A 19,210-nucleotide genomic window follows, 5' to 3' on the forward strand; every position below is an offset into this window, starting at 1 on the left:
TGTGCATGACGAGACATTTTAGACGCACAGGCTGTTTTGTATATCACCGTTTGTGAAACCCTGTCGTTTCGTTCAACGGTTACATGAAGAATCCAGACAGATTGCGACTCATTGTAAAACCAATCCACTCGTACGAATACAAACACTCTTCATTCGAGTGACACCCTGCCCAGTGGGCAACTTTTTAAGTGGCCTCACATTCACGCAGCCGGGCGCGGAAAAGTTGCCGTGAAGGTGGTTCCCTCATCAGCCGATGAGCGAACGGTAATCTCGCCCAAGTGTGCCCGCACGATCTCACGAACGATGAACAACCCCAGCCCCACCGTTCGAGTTTCATCACTGTCGCTGACCACACGTACGACAGGCTCGTACAGGCTGTCGACTTTCTCCATTGCGATCGGCTCGCCTTGGTTGTGCACCGAGAGTCTGATCAGATTCGTGTCGAAGGCCGAGGTGACGACAACCTCGCTGTCCGGGGCGCCGTACGTGATTGCGTTGCTGACCAGATGCCCCAGCAATTGCAGCAGACGGTCGGCGTCAGCAACGCACGCCCCCTCGCCTTCCACGCGATGAATCAGCGAGCGACCCACAAAAGTCAGGCGCAACTCCTCGACGCCTTTGGCGATCGTGGCGTGCAGATCGATAGGTTGGGTTGCCAGGTTGATCCCACGCCCGACGCGGGCCTGAGTGAAATCCAGCAGGTCGACGATCATACGATCGGCGCGGTCGGTTGAATGATTGATGTGGCCCAGGATTCGCTCTTGGCGAGACTCCAGGTGGGTGCGTTCAAGCAGGCCGGTCGCCATCTTGATGGCCGTCAGGGGATTGCGCAGATCATGGCTGACGATGCCGATCATCTGTTCGGCGAAAATCGCACGAATCTCCGCTTCGGCGTGTGCCAGCCGCAGGCGATTGCGCGCCGAGGTCAGCTCACTCTGAACAGACATCTGGTGTTGCAACAACTCCTCGGCCATTTTGCGGGCCGCCAACAGTTCACGCTCGTATTTGTTGCGTTCCTCAGCCAGGAACACCGCCAACTCATGCAGCACACCCGATGGCTGCTCGCGCCGTACGGCGTTGAGCATCATGGGAATACAGCGTCCGTCGGCATGAACCATCTCGACTTTGACTTCGGCAATCGAGCCTTGTGTCTGCAACAGAGGTGCCCAGTGCGTTTGCAGAAAAACCCTGCCCGCAACGTTCAGCAAGTCCTGGAAACGACGCCCCAGCACCGCGTCACGCTCCATACCCAGCCACCGGCAGAACGTCTGATTGACGCGTTCGATGTTGCCATTGGGCTGCGTCACCAGCAGGCCGCAGGGTGCCTGTTCGTAAAGCAGCTCAGTGCCGGAAAGGCTCGTGTGTTCACCGGCCATGCAGTGCGCTTCCAAAGGAATCGAAAAACTGATTCATCGCATCGATACACGCTTGCGGCGCGCTCATGTGCGGGTAGTGGCCTACGTTGTGGATCATGTGCAGTGTGCTGTCAGGAATGGCGGCATGCAGGTACTCGCCCACTTGAACCGGCACGACCAGGTCGTCACTGCTTTGCAAGATGAGCGCTTTGGCGTTGAACAGGGCCACATCTGCACGGTGGTCCGAAAGGAACGTTACACGGGCGAACTGCTTGGCCATGTCGGCGTTGGTACGGCAGAAGCTGTCCATCAGTTCTTCACCCAGCTCCGGCCGGTCGGATGCGCCCATGAGCGTCGGCGCCATTGTGCTGGACCAGCCCAGGTAATTGCTTTCCAGGGTTTCAAGCAACGAATCGACATCGGCACGGGTGAAACCGCCGTGGTAATCACCATCGTTCAGGTAGTGCGGCGAAGGGCCAACCATGACGTGGCCCAGAAAACGCCCCGGGGACTGCAGTTCGGCCAGTACGGCGATCATGCAACTGACCGAGTGCCCGACATGAATGATTGGCCCGGACCCGCCAAACTCATCGACCAGCTCAAGCAGGTCGGTCGCGTAGCCTGTGAGCGACGAATATTTGTGCGGGTAATAGGCCGAGGTATCGGATTGTCCGCTGCCGACCAGATCGAACAGCACCACCCTGAAATGCTCGGCAAAATGGGGTGACATGAAGCGCCACATGTTCTGGTCGCAACCAAAACCGTGAGCAAAAATCAGAGTGGTCGGTCCTTCGCCCATGACATTGACATTATTACGCAGTTGGACCGACATGACGGGCTCCAGAAACGGCTGCGCATCCTTCATGACGCGCATGCAGCCAAATGATGAGCGAAGATTATCACCGTTACAGGCAATCTAGTGGCACAAACCACACTTATCATGAACCGTTGATGCTACGGACAAGAAAGGCGAACCCGCATGACGCGAATTTATGATGCACGCGGCAATATTTACGCCGTCGTCACGCCGCAGGCATTGCGTGCACTTGGCGTAGACATTCCTGATACGGCGAAGTCTGCGGCCGCATCGCGCCGGTCATGGACGGAAAAGGCGGTACAGGCGTCAGGCGTATCTGGAAGCGATGTTTCAGGGGGCAACGTGGGGTACGAGGCACACGTAGTTTGCCCTTCGCGAGCGAGCTCGCGCCAACACACCCAAAACCGCTCAGCAGAACCTTCGCGGCAGGCAAGCACCGACGGCCTGCTAATAGGCCCGTTTCAGGATGCGGCCCCGTACGATCTGCTGATCGTCAATACGGATGGCACACTGGCAGAACGCAGCGGCAATGGCTTGACGATCTTTTCCCAGGCACTGACCGACTCAGGTCACGTCAGCAGGGATCAGACTTTCACGCTCATGGTGCATCATGACAAGGCTGACTCCCCCTCACCGGTCAGAACCTCGGTACAGCCGACCACGCTCAATGGCTCGGCAGGTTTCTGGCTGGATCTGGGCGCTCCGCATTTCGGTCCTGAAGCGGTCAGCGCGCGAAGCGCAGGCATGGCATGTGTGACTTTTAACGGCGCTCCAGCTTCCTGTGTCGAGCGATTGAAAGATGTCGATCCACATTGGGCGCACAGTGTCTTCGTGCGTATCGGCAATCCGCATTGCGTAACGCTGGTATCGAACGCCGAGCACCTACCCTCCTTCATCGAACTGCATGCACCGGCTCTGCACGAGCCCCTGGCACGTATCGCGTTTTCCGATGATGACGTGGGCCTCGGCGATCCCTGCCCTGCTGGGGTGAACCTGCAATGGGCGTGCGTCAGCGCACCGAACCGAATCGAAGCCCGGGTGTTCGAACGCGGAGAAGGCGTCACAGCATCTTCAGGCACCAGCGCCAGCGCCGTGGCCTGTGCCGCCTGGAGAACCCGATTGGTTCAGGCGGGTCTCGTAGAGGTGGAAATGCCGGGGGGAACTGCACCGGTCAGGCTGACCGAAGATAAACACGTGCTGAGCAACGTTGCGCTGTTCGGGGTGGCGCACCTGAAAGCATAGCCCTCACGTGGAGGGCGGCTTGCCAACAGTGGCGTCCGGTCAGGCAATCATGTTGTCTGGCGCGTTGCATTATCAGCAATGCTGCCTTCCACGGCGCGGTGTCTGCTCGAAGATGGGCTGCGCCAGTTACTCGCCGATATCCTCGTTCCACAACTCAGGCTTGTGGCCGATGAAGCGACGCATCATATGCTCGCACCCCTCATCATTGAGCACATCGACCTGCACGCCGCGCGAGCGCAGCAGTTCTTCTTCGCCCATGAACGTGCGGTTTTCACCCACGATCACTGTGCGAATGCCGTATAGCAGAATCGCACCGCTGCACATCGCGCAGGGGGATAATGTGGTGTAGAGCACGGCGTCGCGGTAGACGCTGGCGGGCTGGCGGCCGGCGTTTTCCAGTGCGTCCATTTCGCCGTGTTTGATCGCACTGCTTTCCTGAACGCGACGGTTATGACCACGGCCAATGATCTTGCCGTCATGCACGATGACCGAACCGATAGGGATACCGCCCTCTTCAAGTCCTTGCATGGCTTCGTCGATGGCTGCCTGCATGAATGAGTCGATGTCCATGATGTTGCCTCGCTTGGTTGAGTTTCACTGTTTCAAAGTATGCAGGGCGTTGTCCAGCGCTTGACTCACATAACGCTCCAACAATGCCGAAGAATTGGCTTTCATCTCGGCGCCGACCTGGACGTTTCTGGCTCTGAATGTGTTCACGACCGACGAAGATCCATCCCCTTGGCTGAGCGCACGCAGTTCTTCTGCTGTGAAGGCATGCGCATAAGCATTCGCCAGATTGCGATTCCACTCGGCCTGGTAATCCGGTTGCAGACGCTGCAATTCACGCTGCACCAGCTCCTGAGCTTTTGTCTTGCCGACCGTCTCCACGATGCTGGCAAACGCGGCCGTTCGCGATGCTTCCTGATAAACCAGCCACGCCAGCCCATCACCCAATTTACGTTCCTGCACGAAGGCCAAGGCCGTCTCATCCGTCTCATCGGCACTGACCGGTGTCGGTATTTCAAACATCACGCAGGCCATCAAGACCAGACCGGACATGAGCGCACCACGCAATACCGGCCTGCTCCCGGTCATTGATCCCTCCCCCGTCTGGAAACTCTTCAGGCTGGACGTTAACAGTTCAAGGCGCCCTTGCCACAGACCACGTCGCATACCGCACCATTTTGCCGCTTTCAGCAATGCAGGGTCTGCCACTGCGCTGACGCGAAGCGGTAGATTCGCACCCCCAGTCGGTGGTACTGGCTGTGGACATAGTCCTTGAAACCGATCTTTTGCAGCACCCTGACGGAGGCGACGTTTTCCGGCTGGACGATGGCGATGACGGACGTCAGGCGCAAGGTTTCGAAGGCATGTTTCAACGTCGCCCGTGCAGCCTCGCTGGCCAGCCCTCGTCCCCAGAACGAAGGCGCCAGCCGATAGCCGATCTCCACTTCCATCACGCCATCCACCGTTTCGCTGTTAAGCCCGCAAAATCCGATCAGTTGTCCGGTAGCAGCGTCGATGACCGCCTGCGTACCGACCCCATCGACGCTGTAGGCTTGCTTGCAGTTGCGCACAAACTCGCCTGTAGCGTGCTCGCTGAGCACGCCGCGCACCGAATAACGCATCACTTGCGGGTCACCCAGTATCGCCGCCAAGGCGGGCACATCGGCGACCTCGAAGTCGCGCAACACCAGCCGGTCCGTGTGTATCGTGGTCATGGCTGGGTCACAATGCGCTGCTGACTTTTGAAGCGACGTCCTCAGGCAGCCAGGCTTTCCAGACGTCTGGATGCTGTTTGAGGAAAGCCTGCGCGGCAACGCTCGGATCGGTACGCTTTTCACTCATGTCCGCCAGGGTCTTGTTGAGCAGATCGATGGGCAAATCGACTTTCTTGAAGAAGGTCACCAGCTCCGGATGGCTCTCACTGAACGGCGCTGACACGCCGATGGACAGTTTGGCAGCCAGCGATGCAGAGCCTTGGGGATTGGCGTTGCTGGCATCGGTCAGGGTTTTCCAGGCATCCGCGTTGAATGGCGGCTCTTGCAGCTTGATCAGCTTGTACTTGCCCAGCAATGGGGTCGGTGACCAGTAGTAGAACAACACGGGTTTGTGTCGGCGTATGGACGAATCGATTTCGGCGTCCAGCGCAGCGCCCGAGCCGGTGCGGAAGTTGACGAAGCTATCATTCAGGCCATAAGCCTTGAGCTTCTGCGTGTTGACGATTTCGGACGTCCAGCCGCTCGGGCTGTTGAGAAACCGGCCCTTGTCCGGCGATTCGGGATCTTTGAAAACCTCCTTGTAGCGCGCCAGATCCTGAACGGTCTTAAGGTCCGGGGCCAGCGGCTTGATGCCCTTGGCAGCGTCGCCCTTGATGACGTACTCAGGCACCCACCAGCCCTCGGTGGCACCTTTGACGGTATCGCCCAGCCCAAGCACTTTGCCTTCAGCCTCGGCTTTGACCCATACAGGGCTGCGCCCCGTCCATTCCTCGGCAATCACCTGAATGTCATTCTTGGCCAGCGCGGTTTCAAGGCTCACGGTGCTGCCGGGCAAGGTATCTGTCGAATAGCCATAGCCCTTCTCCACCAGAGTGCGCAGGACTTCGGTGATCAAGCTGCCGCTTTCCCAGGTCAGCGCGCCGAATTTGATGGGTTCGGCCTTGTCGGCCGCCAGCACGGACTGTCCCAGCAGCCCAAGCGCCAGCAGCGAACTGCCCACGAGTTTTGTTATGGATTTCATGATCACCTCAAAGAGTGGGCGTGGACGCCATGCCTGAAAGCTATCGACACCGTCTTGGCACGATAAGTTGTAACGGTGTTCGCAACTGTCGGGGAAGAATAGCTGCCGAGCGGTATGATGCCGACCCGCTGCTGTGCCCTTATGAGACACCTGTCATGCCTGACACCTATTTCATGCCTTTGCCTGACGAATGCCGCCCACTGCTGGGCAAATTTTATCGGCAGCATCAATCGTCGATGCGGGCGACTGGAAAAGGGCAGGCCTGGGTGGCAAAGCGACAAGAGATCATCGGCGCACTGTCCCTTACGCCGATTGCAGACGGGCACTGGTTGACGGGCTTGTTCGTGGCACCCGAACACCGGGGACAGGCGGTGGCGAAACGTTTGATCGACGCCGCCCTGCACCTGCGCAGCGGCCCGGTCTGGCTGTTCTGCCATCCCGAGTTGGCCGGTTTTTATCAGCCGATGGGTTTTGAAACGGCGCAACGGCTGCCCCAGTCGCTGGGCGAGCGCTTCATGCGTTACAGCCGCAGCAAGGCGCTGGTGGCCTTGTGTCGGGAAGACTGTCGGCCCTGATCATTCGTCAGCGTTGGGGTCCAGGTCGGGGAACATGACCTCCATGAAACCGAACTTACTGAAATCGGTAATGCGCGAAGGGTACAAACGGCCAATCAGGTGGTCACATTCATGCTGCACGACGCGTGCGTGAAAGCCGAACGCATCGCGCTGAATCGGCTGTCCGTCCGGGTCGAAGCCTTCGTAACGAATGCTTTGAAAACGATTGACCATGCCCCGCAGTCCGGGCACAGACAGACAGCCTTCCCAGCCCTCTTCCACCGCCGGGTACAACGGCGTGATAACCGGGTTGATCAGAATCGTCTGAGGCACGGCTTCTGCCTGCGGGTAGCGCTCGTTACGCTCGAAGCCAAAAATCACCAGTTGCAGGTCCACGCCAATCTGCGGCGCTGCCAGCCCAACGCCACCGACGCTTTCCATCGTCTCGAACATGTCGGCGATGAGCGTCTTCAACTCTTCGCTGCCAAACATGGCCGGCGGTACAGGCGGGGCGATACGCAACAGACGCTCGTCGCCCATCTTCAGAATTTTGTGAATCACGACGTCAGTCCTTTCAAAGGTCCAGCCCTAGCGTTGCGTGGTCATGCGGTTATCTGAATCAGGTTCATCAGCTTTGGCCAATGGCACGGAATGGTCGCGGCCAAGGCCGGAAACATGCTGTTTGCCAACGCCTTCACCACCGCCGTCACCGGCTTCCTTTTCTCCCTCTTCCTTGCCTTCTGCAGACATATGCTCGATCACCGCATTCATCTCGGCGCCCAGCAACAGAACGGCCGCGGAGATGTAGAAATACAAGAGCAGCACGATGATCGCGCCGATGCTGCCGTACATCGCGTTGTAGTCTGCGAAGGTTTTGACGTAGAAACCGAAGGCCAGGGACGCAACGATCCACACCACCACTGCCAGCACGGAACCTGGGGTGATGAAGCGAAACTCCTGCTTCACGTCAGGCATCACGTAATAAATCAACGCCACGGCGACCATCAATAGCAGGATGATGGCGGGCCAGCGCAGGATGGTCCACAGCGTCACAATGAAATCTTCCATGCCGATCTGCGCGGCAATCCAGTTCATCACCTGCGGCCCTAGCACCATGAACGCAGCGGCGGCGAGCAGCATGCCAGCGATACCGACCGTGTAGAAGATCGACAGCGGGAAGCGTTTCCAGATGGGCCGGCCTTCCACTACATCGTAGGCCGCGTTCATCGCGCTCATCATCAGCCGCACACCGGCCGAGGCGGTCCACAGCGCAATGAAGATACCGATGGACAGCAGGCCGCCCTTGGATTGCTGCAACTGGTCGATCACCGGATTGACCTGCTCCAGCGCCTGTGGTGGCAGTACCAATTCCGATTGCAGACGAAGCCAAGAGAAGAAGTCAGGCAGGTGCAGGAAGCCGATCAGGGCGATCAGAAACAGTAAAAACGGAAAAAGGGAGAACAGCATCTGATAAGCCAGTGCCGACGCATAGGTGGACATCTCGTCGTCGAGAAACTCATTGACGGTGCGTACCAGCACTTTGCCAACTGACAGTTGACGCAAATGGGGGAAAATCATGGCGTTTCCTCTCGCTCCCTTACTGGAACACCTTACATCGTCAAGATCGGACTGCGTTGCAATTATCTGCCAATTCAATGACAAACCTGCGCAACCACCGATGTCACATTGACTTGACGGGATGTAAAAGGTTTCAGCTGCGTAGAGCAGAATGCATAACGGTCATCCTGGGATGACCGTTATCTGCCTCTCGCTTTCCCGTTTCAGCACGGAAAAGGTGGGCTTACACCTTGTCGACGCCCTTCTTGATGGCGTCTTTGGCTTCGCCTTTTGCCTGCTGGCCTTCGCCCTTGATTTCCTGCGCCTTGCCTTCAGCCCTCAGCTTGGTGTTGTCAGTCGCCTTGCCAACAGCCTGCTTGACGTTACCAGCTGCTTCATTGGCCATGCCTTTGATTTTATCGCCAGTGCTGCTCATGGGTGTTTCTCCCGGGTCTGAAGACCACATTGAAATCGGATGTCGATTCTCGACATAAGGTCTGACCGTGGTTTTTCGCCGGGAGTTTCACGTATTTTGCGGGTTTCAACGCCCGTTCGTCTGCCGCTGCGCCTGTCGGCATTTTCTGCGCCGGGCGCGAGCGCAAGGCGGTGTTTGTGCGAGAATGCGCGGCACCGTTGCCAGGCGCGATCCGGCACGCTGAACAAACCGATTCACAGGAACGTTATGAAACTCGATAAAAAGCTGGCCATCGCACGCAGAAACCAGGATCTGGGCGGTGCAGTGCTCGGCGTCAACAACACCCATTTCGCCGTGCTCGACCCGAAGCGCAACATCTGGTGGTTCGATCTGCCGGTCCCGCGTCTGCAAGTCGGTCAGTACGAGTGGCTGCACCTGCTGATGTACACGCCTGAAACCGATCAGCTTCTGCACCTGAAAGTGACCACCGTATTCATGCGCGATCACATCGAAGGCCTGGAAGTACGTAACGCCGACAAGCGCAAGCCCACCGTCAGCCTGGAGCTGAGCGCCGACAAGGACTCATTCCTCAAGGACATGCGCCCCAAAGGCAGCAACCTGAGTTTTGCGGGCTTTTTGCAGGACTGATTGCGCAGCGGACACCGGCCTACCCCCAGAAAAAACCACTTCTACTCTGCGACTTACGCGTTTTTTGAAAAGAAGCGCCTTGCCGGCGATGCAGTCGGTGAGGCCTTTCAGGCGAACCGACGCGCCGCCAGATAACCCGCCGTGCCCGCCAATGCCGACACCACTGTGCCCCACGCCAGGTCCACCAACGCCAGTTGCGCAGGCCAGCCTTGCAGCGTGGCCCAGTTGGTCAGGTCGTACGTGCCGTAGGCGATCAGCCCCAGCAGGCCGCTGCACACCGTTGCGCGACCCAAGCGCTGTTCTTTGAGGGCAGGCATCACCCCAAAGATCACCACACCTGCGCCATACAGCAGATAGAACGCCACAGCTGGTCCCAGGACCGGCGTATCCAGCATCAACGACCCCAACCACTCTCGATAGGTCGGCCCCATCAGCAAGCCCAGCCAGATGCCATCGAGTATCAGAAACGCCAATAGCGTCCCCAGGTAAGCCGTGATGATCGTTTTCATGGGCACTTTCATGGGACGTCCTTGGTGGTGATCGACGGCAGAAAGCCCTCGTACGAGGGTATGACCCCTACAAATCGAAAAATGATCCTCCAAACGGCCGGACTTTTACCGAGTTACGGCAGTCAGTGTTAATTAGCGTTATGGAGTTTGGCGAATGAACACTGCGGGTCCTTTCAAAATCGATGTGTGGGGCGACTACGTCTGTCCCTTCTGTTATCTGCAACTGTCGGTGCTTGAACAGCTTCAGCAAAGCTATGGCGAGCAGCTTGAATTCAGCTGGCACGCCTTCGAACTGCGCCCTGATCCCATCGCGATGCCTGACCCCAATGCCGATTACTTGCGTGCTGCCTGGTCGCGCTCAGTGCTGCCAATGGCGGAAAAACGCCAGGTCGTGATGAAAATGCCCAAGGTGCAACCACGCAGCCGCAAGGTACTTCAGGCAGCGGCCTTCGCCAGAACCGCAGGGCGATTTTCGGACTTCCACAAAGGCGCCTTCAAAGCGTTTTTCGAGGACGGCCTGGACATCGGCGAGACGCCGACGCTGCTGGAGTTGGGCAACACCATCGGCTTGGATCGGCAGGCGCTGGAGCAGGCACTGATCGCCAGCGAGTACGAAAAAATCGTTCTGGACGATCAGGCGCTGGCGCAAAAACTGGGGTTGAGGGCAGTGCCGGTCGTGCTGCTGCGGCACAACGAGGAATCGCTGGAACAGGCAAGGGTTTTCAACGGCACGCTGCCGTTCAACCGCTTGAAGCAGGAAATCGACAAGCTGTCCGCTCGGGCCTGACTGATATCACTTTATAGGCGGTGCAGTCAGACCCGGATCAACGATCAGACCAGATCGATTCGATCGGCGTGAATGACGATTTGGCCCTGCTTGTACAGCGCACCAATGGCCTTCTTGAAATTGCCTTTGCTGACGCCGAACAGCCCGCTGATGACTTGCGGATCGCTCTTGTCGCTGACTGGCAAGGTGCCGTTGTTCTCACGCAGCTTGGCCAGAATTTTGGAGTTCAGGCTGCTTGCCGCTTCAGCGCCGACTGGTTGAAGGCTCAGGCTGATATTGCCGTCTGCACGGATTTCCTTGATGAAACCCTTCTCCTGCTTGCCAGCGCGCATGAACTTGAACACTTCGTTCTTGTGGATCAGGCCCCAGTGCTTATTGTTGATGATGGCCTTGAAGCCCATGTCGGTCGCTTCGGCCACCAACAGGTCTACTTCCTGCCCAACGCTGTAGTTGGCTGGCGTTTTGTCCAGGTATCGATCCAGACGCGCGGTGGCGGTGATGCGGCGGGTGTGCTTGTCGAGATAGACATGCACAACGCAATAGTCGCCAGCTTGCAGCGTGCGCTTCTCTTCCGAATAAGGCAGCAGCAGGTCCTTGGGCAGGCCCCAATCCAGGAACACGCCGATGCTATTGACTTCGACCACCTTGAGGCTGGCGAACTCACCCACCTGAACCTTGGGCTTTTCAGTGGTAGCAATCAGCTTGTCTTCACTGTCCAGATAAATGAAAACGTTGAGCCAGTCTTCATCTTCGCTGGGCACGTCCTTGGGGATGTATCGATTGGGCAGAAGGATTTCTCCATCCTGCGCACCGTCCAGGTACAGACCGAAATTAGTGTGCTTGACCACTTGCAAGCTGTTGTAGCGCCCGATTAAAGCCATGTGCAGTTACCCTCATTGCGTGGGGCGCATTCTACCCGACTTTGTGTCGGCATTCGCGTGGCAAGGCAGGTGTTGGGGCTGTCCAGAGCCTGGAATGAGGACCGGTTCTGCCGAATTGACTCTCCGCTCGTCAGTTGGACGCACCGAACTGGCGCACGAGACATCACAACGGCAGCCCGAGCAAGCCGAAACTAAACCATTCAAAACAGGTGCTTGGATGCCCTAGAGCCTGAATAACGGCCTTTTTGACGCACCTGTGCGCTGCAGGTGAATGCCATATTCGCCAAGCAATAATCAAGGGTTTCCTGTACGATGGCTGGCCGTATTACGTTTATGAAGGTAAATGGCAGCCATGCGTATCAAAGCATCCCACTCGAAAGCCAAACCCGCACCAGCCGTTGAAACGAGCGACTCGATCAACGCACAGATTGCGGCTTTCCTGAAATCCGGCGGCGAAATCCAACAAATCGCCAAAGGCGTGAGTGGCCAGACTTTCACACCGTCCAAGCAGATCAACCTCGGCAAGAAGTAACACCCCCCGCCTTGCTCGTCGATCTCTATGCGCCTTCGTGCCGAAGGCGCTAGATTGACCATCCTTCGCTGGATATTCCTCCTGTCACGCTGCTACTCTCTTGCTTGATATCACTATGACCACGAGCAGGATCACGCTCGGGTAGTTGTCTCATTTGCGGAATGCTCGAATGAAGAACTGGATGCTTTTCGGCGCACTTGTGTACCTGGGTGGCTGCACCTCGCATCACTGCGATAACGGCCCCAATGACAGTCAGCTCACCGACAGCCCCTGCCGGGCCGGGCACCTGCTGTATCAGAACGACATGCTGCAGGCCAAGCTGCTGATCAGTGAAGACAATCGCGAAAACTATGAACTGGCCGAAGCCATGCTACGCCGTGCCGCGCTGGATGATGCATCTGGTGAAGCCGAGTTCTACCAGGCCGTTCTGCTGATCCGCCAACAGGCCGACCATAAACGGATCGTTGACCTGCTACAGACTGCCGCCAAACACAAGCACCCGCTGGCCATCGCCCTGCTTTCTCAACAACTGAGCATCAGCGATCCGGAACTGTCCCAGCGCTATCAGAAAGAGTACGCCGAACTGGACGTCGCCAAGAGCGGCTACCCCTCTTTCGAACAGGCGCTGGTGGTGATTCGCGGGCTGGTGATTCCGCCTGCACAGGCCACCGCAGCCAATTGATACAGCGCAGATCGACGAACGGTCTGCATCGCGGCGAATTCATCGGTATCCTTGCAAGGCTCTAGCACGCGGCTTGTGTCGGGCTCCTGAGCCGTTTTTTCGATACGCCACTCCTGACCACACTCCTCTCGACACATTAGGAGTGAGCCATGCTCAGCCATCGCTTACACGCGCTGACTTTCAGCGCCTTGCTCATCAGCCAGTACGCTTCTGCCCAAATCATGGAGCGGGACCTGGGTGATTTCGACCTCAAACTGGCCACCACCCCCACGCGCAGCATGGCGCAGGGCCTGGTAACGCCCAGTGGCGGTTCAGGCTCCTTTCACGGCGGCATGGACCTGACCCACGACAGCGGTTTCTATTTCGGCCAATGGGCGCCCAACATGGGTTTCACGCCGGACAGTGCGCTGGAAGTCGACTCCTACATGGGTTTCAAGAAACCCTTCGACAACACGCTGGGCTATGAACTGGGCATGATTCGCTACAGCTATCCCGACACCAGCCAGATCGACAGCCACGAATTCTATGCCGGACTGCGAATGCTCGACAGCCGTGTAGGCGCAGCCTTCAGCAACGATGTGGGTTCACGTGACAGCACGGTGTTCATCGATCTGGGTGCCATCGAGCGGCTGGGCATAGGCGTACGCATGCAATACGCCAATCATCAGTTCGACACGCCTCAGACCTCGGACAGTGGCGGGCAGATCAGCGGATTCAATGACTGGTCACTGAATCTGTCGCGCCCCTGGCTAGGCATTGACATGAACCTGATCTACAGCGGATCGAGCCTCAGTGGCGGCGATTGCAGCGTCTACAGCGGTCACAACACACGTTGCGACGGCACGTTTACCCTCAAAGCCGTGCGTTCGTTTTTCTGACAGAACAACCCGGTTGAACCCCTGAGCGCTACACTCCTCTACTGCACAGAATTTGTGCAGGTCAGTGCCCCCGAGGAGTGTTCATGCAGTCTCTGTTCAAAGCCTTCATTACGATGTTGATGGCCGTGTCACTGCTTGCCGGGTGCAATCAGGTGGGGCTCGCCTATCGCAATCTGGACGTGATCATTCCGTGGACGCTCAGCGACTACCTGGACATGAACTCCGAACAGAAAGGCTGGCTCGACGTGCGCCTCAAGCAACACTTGAGCTGGCATTGCAGCACGCAATTGCCGCAATACCTGGCCTGGCTCGACAAACTGGAAGACATGGTGAAAACCGATCAGGTGACCTATGAGGGCCTGGAGGCGCGCACCCGTGAAGCCAAGGACGCCATCGGCAAGATCTCTCGCGAAATCACGCCGTCAGCGGTCGAGCTGCTGGCCCGCTTCGACGACAAGCAGGTCGAGGAAATGCAGAATGCGTTTGCCAAGGATCAACGCAAACGTGAGAACAAGTACATCGATCAGCCGCTGGACCGCCAGATCGCGGAACGCGCCGACCGCATGGAAAAGCGCCTGACACCGTGGATAGGCAAGCTGAATCAGCCTCAGAAAGACCGGATTCAGGCATGGTCGGCCTCATTGGGGGAACAGAACAAGGCCTGGATCGAAAACCGCACACGTTGGCAGAATCTGTTCCTCGCGACCGTGCAGCAACGTCAATCCAGCGATTTCCCACAGCGTATTGCCGCACTGTTGCAGGATCGGGAGACATTCTGGACGCCTGAATATCGCAAGGCCTACGACCAGACGGAAAAGGCGGCGATATCACTGATCGTGGACATCACTGCGCAAAGCACTCCGGAACAGCGCACCCGCTTGCTCAGCCGTATCGCGGACATGCGCAAAGACTTTACCGATCTCAATTGCCTGAAGTCGGCGGGTGCAGCCCAATAGCAATAGCGGGCGAGGCACAAACACGCGCTGCACACTGGCAGCGCGTGCAGTCAGCGAGTCAGGCGACCTGAGCCTTGGACGCCACGTCATCGAACGTGGCCGGGTCCAGTCCATCCTCTTGCCTATCCAATACCTCACGCGGATGGTCGTTGCCGGGGATACTGCTGTCTATCAGCGCCAGTAGGCTTGAACCTCGCGGCGTGAGGATGAGCTTCGAACGCCCGCCGTCTTCCTCAGGCGGGCGCGACTGAATATAGCCACGGTTGGTCAACAGCTCTTTGAGCTGTGCGGCCTCGGCTTGAAGATTTCCAGAGTCAGCCACCGTCTCACCTTCAGAAGCCTTGGCTGTGGTGTATTCCTGCGGGTCAAACGAACCGCCACTGTTCTGCACGTCATGAAGCAGACGTTCGATAAGGTCCCAGTTATAAGTCATTGTATAAACCCTCCGTCCAGCATGGATAAACGGCTCATGACATCCGGTCACAAGCATGTGTCTCAACGTTGTGACCTGCGGGGCGTGCAGCCGTTCAGCACGAGGGGGCGGGGTAGTGGTTCAGGAGCCTGGGGAGTGGCCTGGCATGATCGTGCCACGCTTTGCGTGGACTGCAACCCGGGACGCTCCGCGTCCCGATTGGCGTGATCACACAGGGAGTACGGGGACGTAGACCCGGACGCAGAGCCTCCTGAGCGGCATCCCCACGCGGAGCGTGAGGAACGATCGGTGTGAGGCTGTAATCGATCATGCCCGCGCTCTGCTTGGGCATGCAGCCCGGGACGCTCCGCATCCCATTGGGTCAGCTCACGCAGGTCTTGCGGGCGCGCAAGCCGGGACGCGCTTATGGATCACTCAGCCGCTGGTGCCGGAGTGCTGCGCTTTTTCAAAGGCGCCATGCCGTCCTGGCTGACCAGGTCGGACTTGGGACGGTTGGCGGTCTTGCGCTTGGTCGGGCCTTTGGCGGCGACTTTTTTCTTGTCGCCTTTGGCGTCGGTCTTTTTCTTTTTCACGCCAACGGCCTTGCCTGATGCCTTGACCTTTTTCGGCCCGCCGTAGGTGCCTTTGACTTCCTTGATGACGCGACGCTCAAAGCTCTGCTTGAGGTAGCGCTCGATGCTCGACATCAGGTTCCAGTCACCGTGGCAGATCAGCGAGATCGCCAGACCTTCGCTCCCGGCACGACCGGTACGACCTACACGGTGCACGTAATCGTCGCCACTGCGTGGCATGTCGAAGTTGATGACCATGTCCAGGCCTTCAACGTCCAGACCACGAGCCGCCACGTCCGTTGCGACCATGACCTTGGCACCGCCCTGCTTCAGACGGTCGATGGCCGCCTTGCGGTCCTTCTGGTCCTTGTCGCCGTGCAGCACGAACGCTTTGTACTCCAATGCAACCAGACGACCGTACAGACGGTCGGCCATCGCCTTGGTGTTGGTGAAGATGATGGCTTTCTGGTAGGTCTCGTTGGTCAACAACCAGTTCAAGACCTGCTCTTTATGCACATTGTGGTCAGCGGTGATGATCTGGTGACGCGTGCCGGAAGCCAGTTCACTGACGTTGTTCACTTGCAGATGCTGAGGATCCTTCAGCACCTTGCCGATCATTTCGCGCAGGCCCGCACCACCTGTGGTGGCGGAAAACAGCATGGTCTGCTCACGACCTGCGCACTCGCCGGCCAGACGCTCGACGTCTTCGGAGAAGCCCATATCCAGCATGCGGTCGGCTTCGTCCAGCACCAGCACCTCGACGTGCTTGAGGTCCAGGTTGCCCGCGTTCAATTGTTCCAGCAGACGGCCCGGCGTACCGATCAGGATGTCCGGCACCTTGCGCAACATGGCAGCCTGGGCCTTGAAGTCTTCACCGCCGGTGACCAGACCTGCCTTGATGAAGGTGAACTGCGAGAAACGCTCGACTTCTTTCAACGTTTGCTGAGCCAGCTCACGGGTTGGCAGCAGGATCACGGCGCGGATGTCCACGCGAACCTTGGCCGGGCCAATCATGCGGTTGAGGATTGGCAGCACGAACGCTGCTGTCTTGCCGCTACCGGTTTGCGCAGTCACCCGCAGGTCGCGCCCTTGCAATGCCAGCGGAATGGCCGCTGCCTGCACGGGCGTAGGCTCGACAAATTTAAGCTCGGCCACAGCTTTAAGCAGGCGTTCGTGCAGGGCGAATTCGGAAAACACGGGTGCTACCTCGACGAAAAACAAAAATACAGCTGCATAGCCTAACGGTTTCGAGCGCCGGGGCCGAGTTTCTTTACCACTAACGGCTGATTTTGTTTGACGCTGCAGGCGAGCAACACAGGCGCCGAGCTGCAACAAACGCTGGCGGCACGAGGCATGCGGACGGTTTCAGGGCCTATGTCCAACACTTTCCCAGTGATCGACGAACGCTGCAACGAGCTGGACGACGCGCCTCTTTGTGAGCCTGGGCAGCCTTTTGCCCACGCTGGTAGACCGCAGCCTGCGTAAACGCCTACCCTTGATTTGTCGTCTGAGCAGTACTCACCCGGAAGAGAAACAGACCTTATGAAAAAAATCGTGTTGGCGTTCGCAGGCCTGATCAGTCTGCCTGTATGGGCAGCGTTGGATGCCCCCGACCAGCGACGCCTGGACACCATCCAGCAGGACTGGCGGCGCATCCAATACGACCTGCCCGAGGAGCAGCGTGTGGCCGCCTTCGAAAAGCTCGCGACGCAATCCACCGCTTTCGTGAAGGACCGTCCAACAGCCGCCGAAGCCTGGATCTTGTCAGGGATCGTCAACAGCAGTTGGGCCAACGCTCTCGGCCCGGGCCTCGGTGCTCTTGAAAAAGCCAAACAGGCCAAGGCCGATCTGGAAAAAGCCCTGAGCATTGACCCCACCGCACAGCAAGGCTCGGCCTATACCAGCCTTGCTGTGCTATACGACCGCGTACCGGGCTGGCCGCTGGGCTTCGGCGACTCGGATAAAGCCGGTGAATTACTCAAGCAAGCGCTGAAGATCGACCCGAACGGCATCGATCCGCTCTACTTCTGGGGCGACCACCAGTACCGTCAGAGCAAGTACGCTGAAGCCCGCGACGCCCTCAACAAGGCCTTGAAGGCCCCGCCCCGTCCTGGCCAAGAACTGGCAGACACCGCTCGCAGAAAAGACATCCAGACCCTGCTGGGCAAGGTGAACAAGAAGCTGGACTGACGAAGTTGCCATGCGACCGCTGCTCATTGAAGTGCGGTCTTGGGCGCTGGGACCGCATCCATCAGGCAATCAACCGCAAGGCGCTGATGCAGTTGCTCTACGTAAGGCCGCGGGGTTAAGAGGCGACGTGGAGACGGACGGGGCCCAGAACTTTTCCAGATTGCTAATGACCTGCAACGGCCACTGAATCTCGCTTCCCGCCCAGCCGACTGATCCACAGCGACACCAGAATCAGCACCCCTCCGATCAACAACCGGCTCAGCGGCTCATGCTGATTCCAGATCAGCAGGTTGATCAACAACCCGACCGGCACATGCAAGACGTTGAACACCGCCAGCGTGGCGCCGGAAACCATACAGGCCCCCTTGTTCCACCAATACATGCCCAGCGCAGTCGAGCACAGCCCGAGGAACAGCAGCACGCTCCACTGGGTCGGGTCTTCGGGCAGACGTTGCGGGTTGCCGAAGGCCAGAAACGCAGGCAACACCACCGCCAGCGCGCCCAGATAGAAATAGCCGAAGCGGCGGTAGTGCGGCAGGTCACTGGGGTAGCGCACCACCAGACGCCGGTACAGCACTTGCCCCGCCGCGTAGGTGAAGTTGGCCAGTTGCAGCAACAGGAAACCACCCAGGAAGTCGCCGTCCAGTCCGTCGTAACGAATGACGCCGGCGCCCAGCACTGCCACCAGCGCGGCCAGCAGTGCCCACGGGTTGAAGCGTCGGTTCAGGGCGTCTTCGATCAACGTCACGTGCAGGGGCGTGAGGATGGTGAACAGCAACACTTCCGGCACGGTCAGCACCTTGAAGCTCAGGTACAGGCAGACGTACGTGATGCCGAACTGCAGCGCGCCGATCACCAGCATGCCCCGCATGAAGCCCGGCTCGACCTGACGCCAGCGGGTCAGCGGAATGAACACCAGTCCGGCCAGCACGACGCGGATCAGCACCGCGAAGTAGCTGTCGACGTGGCCAGCCAGATAGACACCGATCAGGCTGAAGGAAAATGCCTGGATCAACGTCACGAAAAGTAGATAGCCCATGCTCGCCTCTTTTTTTGAAGGGCGCGACCATAGCGGGTTGCGGACGGGGCTGTCCACAGGGAGAACGGCAGGTCGGGCCCCTGCCACGTCTATGACGTAGCGCTGTCGCGCTGCAAACCTGGTGAGAGCGGACTTGTCCGCGAAGGCAGTATTTCAACCGCTGGACATTCGTCAGAGGTACCGGTCTTTTCGCGGACAAGTCCGCTCCCATACGATCGCATTTATCCAGCAAGTCACAGGTTGTTTGATATGAGGCCGGCCGCGGGTCGATTACTGAGCAACGCTCACATCCACATGCAAGCCCAGCCAGGTAATGAACGGCAACAAGTGACCTATGCTTGGCGCCACCCCGTTGCTCGCGCCTCAGTCGCTATAGGCCTAAACCCGATGCTTCTAAAAACCCTGCTCACTCGTAGCTCTGAAAAACGGCTGACCGCCCTGC

General features: G+C 58.3%; 23 protein-coding genes. 9 read left to right on the forward strand and 14 right to left on the reverse strand.

Annotated features, from left to right (window positions below):
- Window positions 1-200: 200 nt before the first annotated feature.
- Window positions 201-1,376, reverse strand: coding sequence for a PAS domain-containing sensor histidine kinase (locus ALP40_RS10020; protein ID WP_122208128.1), 1,176 nt, complete (start codon window positions 1,374-1,376; stop codon window positions 201-203).
- Window positions 1,366-2,187, reverse strand: coding sequence for an alpha/beta fold hydrolase (locus ALP40_RS10025; RefSeq protein ID WP_122208309.1), 822 nt, complete (start codon window positions 2,185-2,187; stop codon window positions 1,366-1,368). The genes ALP40_RS10020 and ALP40_RS10025 overlap by 11 nt, the downstream gene beginning before the upstream one ends.
- A gap of 147 nt (window positions 2,188-2,334) precedes the next feature.
- Here ALP40_RS10025 and ALP40_RS10030 point away from each other — a divergent pair, with 147 nt between their 5' ends.
- Window positions 2,335-3,414: a diaminopimelate epimerase gene (locus ALP40_RS10030; protein WP_122208129.1), complete on the forward strand. Its 1,080-nt coding sequence runs from the start codon at window positions 2,335-2,337 to the stop codon at window positions 3,412-3,414.
- 126 nt (window positions 3,415-3,540) lie between these two features.
- Here ALP40_RS10030 and ALP40_RS10035 read toward each other — a convergent pair whose 3' ends face one another.
- The 4 genes from ALP40_RS10035 to ALP40_RS10050 all read right to left on the reverse strand — a co-directional run bounded on the left by ALP40_RS10035 (window position 3,541) and on the right by ALP40_RS10050 (window position 6,156).
- Window positions 3,541-3,978, reverse strand: coding sequence for a nucleoside deaminase (locus ALP40_RS10035; RefSeq protein ID WP_122208310.1), 438 nt, complete (start codon window positions 3,976-3,978; stop codon window positions 3,541-3,543).
- 30 nt (window positions 3,979-4,008) lie between these two features.
- On the reverse strand, window positions 4,009-4,509 hold the full coding sequence (locus ALP40_RS10040) for a hypothetical protein (RefSeq protein ID WP_122208130.1): 501 nt from the start codon (window positions 4,507-4,509) through the stop codon (window positions 4,009-4,011).
- A gap of 98 nt (window positions 4,510-4,607) precedes the next feature.
- Window positions 4,608-5,135, reverse strand: a complete 528-nt coding sequence (locus ALP40_RS10045) for a GNAT family N-acetyltransferase (protein WP_122208131.1) — start codon at window positions 5,133-5,135, stop codon at window positions 4,608-4,610.
- A 7-nt stretch (window positions 5,136-5,142) separates the two neighbouring features.
- Window positions 5,143-6,156 (reverse strand): ABC transporter substrate-binding protein, encoded by a 1,014-nt coding sequence (locus ALP40_RS10050; protein ID WP_122208132.1) that lies wholly within the window; start codon window positions 6,154-6,156, stop codon window positions 5,143-5,145.
- Window positions 6,157-6,311: 155 nt separating this feature from the next.
- On the opposite strand from ALP40_RS10050, the gene ALP40_RS10055 reads away from it, so the two are divergent.
- Complete coding sequence (locus tag ALP40_RS10055) at window positions 6,312-6,731, forward strand: GNAT family N-acetyltransferase (RefSeq protein ID WP_122208133.1); 420 nt, start codon at window positions 6,312-6,314, stop codon at window positions 6,729-6,731.
- Here ALP40_RS10055 and def read toward each other — a convergent pair whose 3' ends face one another.
- The 3 genes from def to ALP40_RS10070 all read right to left on the reverse strand — a co-directional run bounded on the left by def (window position 6,732) and on the right by ALP40_RS10070 (window position 8,703).
- Entirely contained in the window at window positions 6,732-7,271 is a 540-nt protein-coding gene (gene def / locus ALP40_RS10060) for a peptide deformylase (RefSeq protein WP_122208134.1), read from the reverse strand.
- Window positions 7,272-7,298: 27 nt separating this feature from the next.
- The gene (locus ALP40_RS10065; protein ID WP_122208135.1) at window positions 7,299-8,288 is read right to left on the reverse strand and encodes a YihY/virulence factor BrkB family protein; all 990 of its coding nucleotides are present in this window, start codon (window positions 8,286-8,288) and stop codon (window positions 7,299-7,301) included.
- 223 nt (window positions 8,289-8,511) lie between these two features.
- Window positions 8,512-8,703 (reverse strand): CsbD family protein, encoded by a 192-nt coding sequence (locus tag ALP40_RS10070; RefSeq protein ID WP_122208136.1) that lies wholly within the window; start codon window positions 8,701-8,703, stop codon window positions 8,512-8,514.
- A 246-nt stretch (window positions 8,704-8,949) separates the two neighbouring features.
- Between ALP40_RS10070 and ALP40_RS10075 the strand changes: the two genes are divergently transcribed.
- Window positions 8,950-9,330 (forward strand): hypothetical protein, encoded by a 381-nt coding sequence (locus ALP40_RS10075; RefSeq protein ID WP_122208137.1) that lies wholly within the window; start codon window positions 8,950-8,952, stop codon window positions 9,328-9,330.
- Window positions 9,331-9,437: 107 nt separating this feature from the next.
- Here ALP40_RS10075 and ALP40_RS10080 read toward each other — a convergent pair whose 3' ends face one another.
- Window positions 9,438-9,839 carry a DUF2177 family protein gene (locus ALP40_RS10080; protein ID WP_122208311.1) on the reverse strand — a complete coding sequence of 134 codons (402 nt, stop codon included), beginning with the start codon at window positions 9,837-9,839 and terminating at the stop codon, window positions 9,438-9,440.
- A gap of 154 nt (window positions 9,840-9,993) precedes the next feature.
- On the opposite strand from ALP40_RS10080, the gene ALP40_RS10085 reads away from it, so the two are divergent.
- A complete protein-coding gene (locus tag ALP40_RS10085) occupies window positions 9,994-10,626 on the forward strand; it encodes a DsbA family protein (RefSeq protein WP_122208138.1) in 633 nt (210 codons plus the stop codon).
- Window positions 10,627-10,670: 44 nt separating this feature from the next.
- Here the strand turns inward: ALP40_RS10085 and ALP40_RS10090 are convergent, their stop codons facing one another.
- Window positions 10,671-11,507, reverse strand: a complete 837-nt coding sequence (locus ALP40_RS10090) for a S1 RNA-binding domain-containing protein (RefSeq protein ID WP_099226026.1) — start codon at window positions 11,505-11,507, stop codon at window positions 10,671-10,673.
- A gap of 343 nt (window positions 11,508-11,850) precedes the next feature.
- Between ALP40_RS10090 and ALP40_RS10095 the strand changes: the two genes are divergently transcribed.
- From ALP40_RS10095 to ALP40_RS10115, 4 genes are all read left to right on the forward strand, one after another.
- On the forward strand, window positions 11,851-12,039 hold the full coding sequence (locus ALP40_RS10095; protein WP_025994762.1) for a hypothetical protein: 189 nt from the start codon (window positions 11,851-11,853) through the stop codon (window positions 12,037-12,039).
- 169 nt (window positions 12,040-12,208) lie between these two features.
- Window positions 12,209-12,721, forward strand: a complete 513-nt coding sequence (locus ALP40_RS10100) for a hypothetical protein (RefSeq protein WP_122208139.1) — start codon at window positions 12,209-12,211, stop codon at window positions 12,719-12,721.
- Window positions 12,722-12,870: 149 nt separating this feature from the next.
- Window positions 12,871-13,599, forward strand: coding sequence for a TorF family putative porin (locus tag ALP40_RS10110; RefSeq protein ID WP_122208140.1), 729 nt, complete (start codon window positions 12,871-12,873; stop codon window positions 13,597-13,599).
- An 83-nt stretch (window positions 13,600-13,682) separates the two neighbouring features.
- On the forward strand, window positions 13,683-14,555 hold the full coding sequence (locus ALP40_RS10115; protein ID WP_122208141.1) for a DUF6279 family lipoprotein: 873 nt from the start codon (window positions 13,683-13,685) through the stop codon (window positions 14,553-14,555).
- A 58-nt stretch (window positions 14,556-14,613) separates the two neighbouring features.
- On the opposite strand, the gene ALP40_RS10120 is transcribed toward ALP40_RS10115, so the two are convergent.
- Both ALP40_RS10120 and ALP40_RS10125 read right to left on the reverse strand, forming a co-directional pair.
- Window positions 14,614-14,988 carry a transcriptional regulator gene (locus tag ALP40_RS10120; RefSeq protein WP_122208142.1) on the reverse strand — a complete coding sequence of 125 codons (375 nt, stop codon included), beginning with the start codon at window positions 14,986-14,988 and terminating at the stop codon, window positions 14,614-14,616.
- A 410-nt stretch (window positions 14,989-15,398) separates the two neighbouring features.
- Window positions 15,399-16,736, reverse strand: coding sequence for a DEAD/DEAH box helicase (locus ALP40_RS10125; protein ID WP_122208143.1), 1,338 nt, complete (start codon window positions 16,734-16,736; stop codon window positions 15,399-15,401).
- Between the two features lie 345 nt (window positions 16,737-17,081).
- On the opposite strand from ALP40_RS10125, the gene ALP40_RS10135 reads away from it, so the two are divergent.
- On the forward strand, window positions 17,082-17,729 hold the full coding sequence (locus ALP40_RS10135) for a tetratricopeptide repeat protein (protein WP_122208144.1): 648 nt from the start codon (window positions 17,082-17,084) through the stop codon (window positions 17,727-17,729).
- A gap of 163 nt (window positions 17,730-17,892) precedes the next feature.
- Here ALP40_RS10135 and ALP40_RS10140 read toward each other — a convergent pair whose 3' ends face one another.
- Window positions 17,893-18,768 carry a carboxylate/amino acid/amine transporter gene (locus tag ALP40_RS10140; RefSeq protein ID WP_122208145.1) on the reverse strand — a complete coding sequence of 292 codons (876 nt, stop codon included), beginning with the start codon at window positions 18,766-18,768 and terminating at the stop codon, window positions 17,893-17,895.
- Window positions 18,769-19,210 lie beyond the last annotated feature (442 nt).

Source organism: Pseudomonas viridiflava, from assembly GCF_003702045.1.
Classification (GTDB): Bacteria; Pseudomonadota; Gammaproteobacteria; order Pseudomonadales; family Pseudomonadaceae; genus Aquipseudomonas; species Aquipseudomonas viridiflava_C.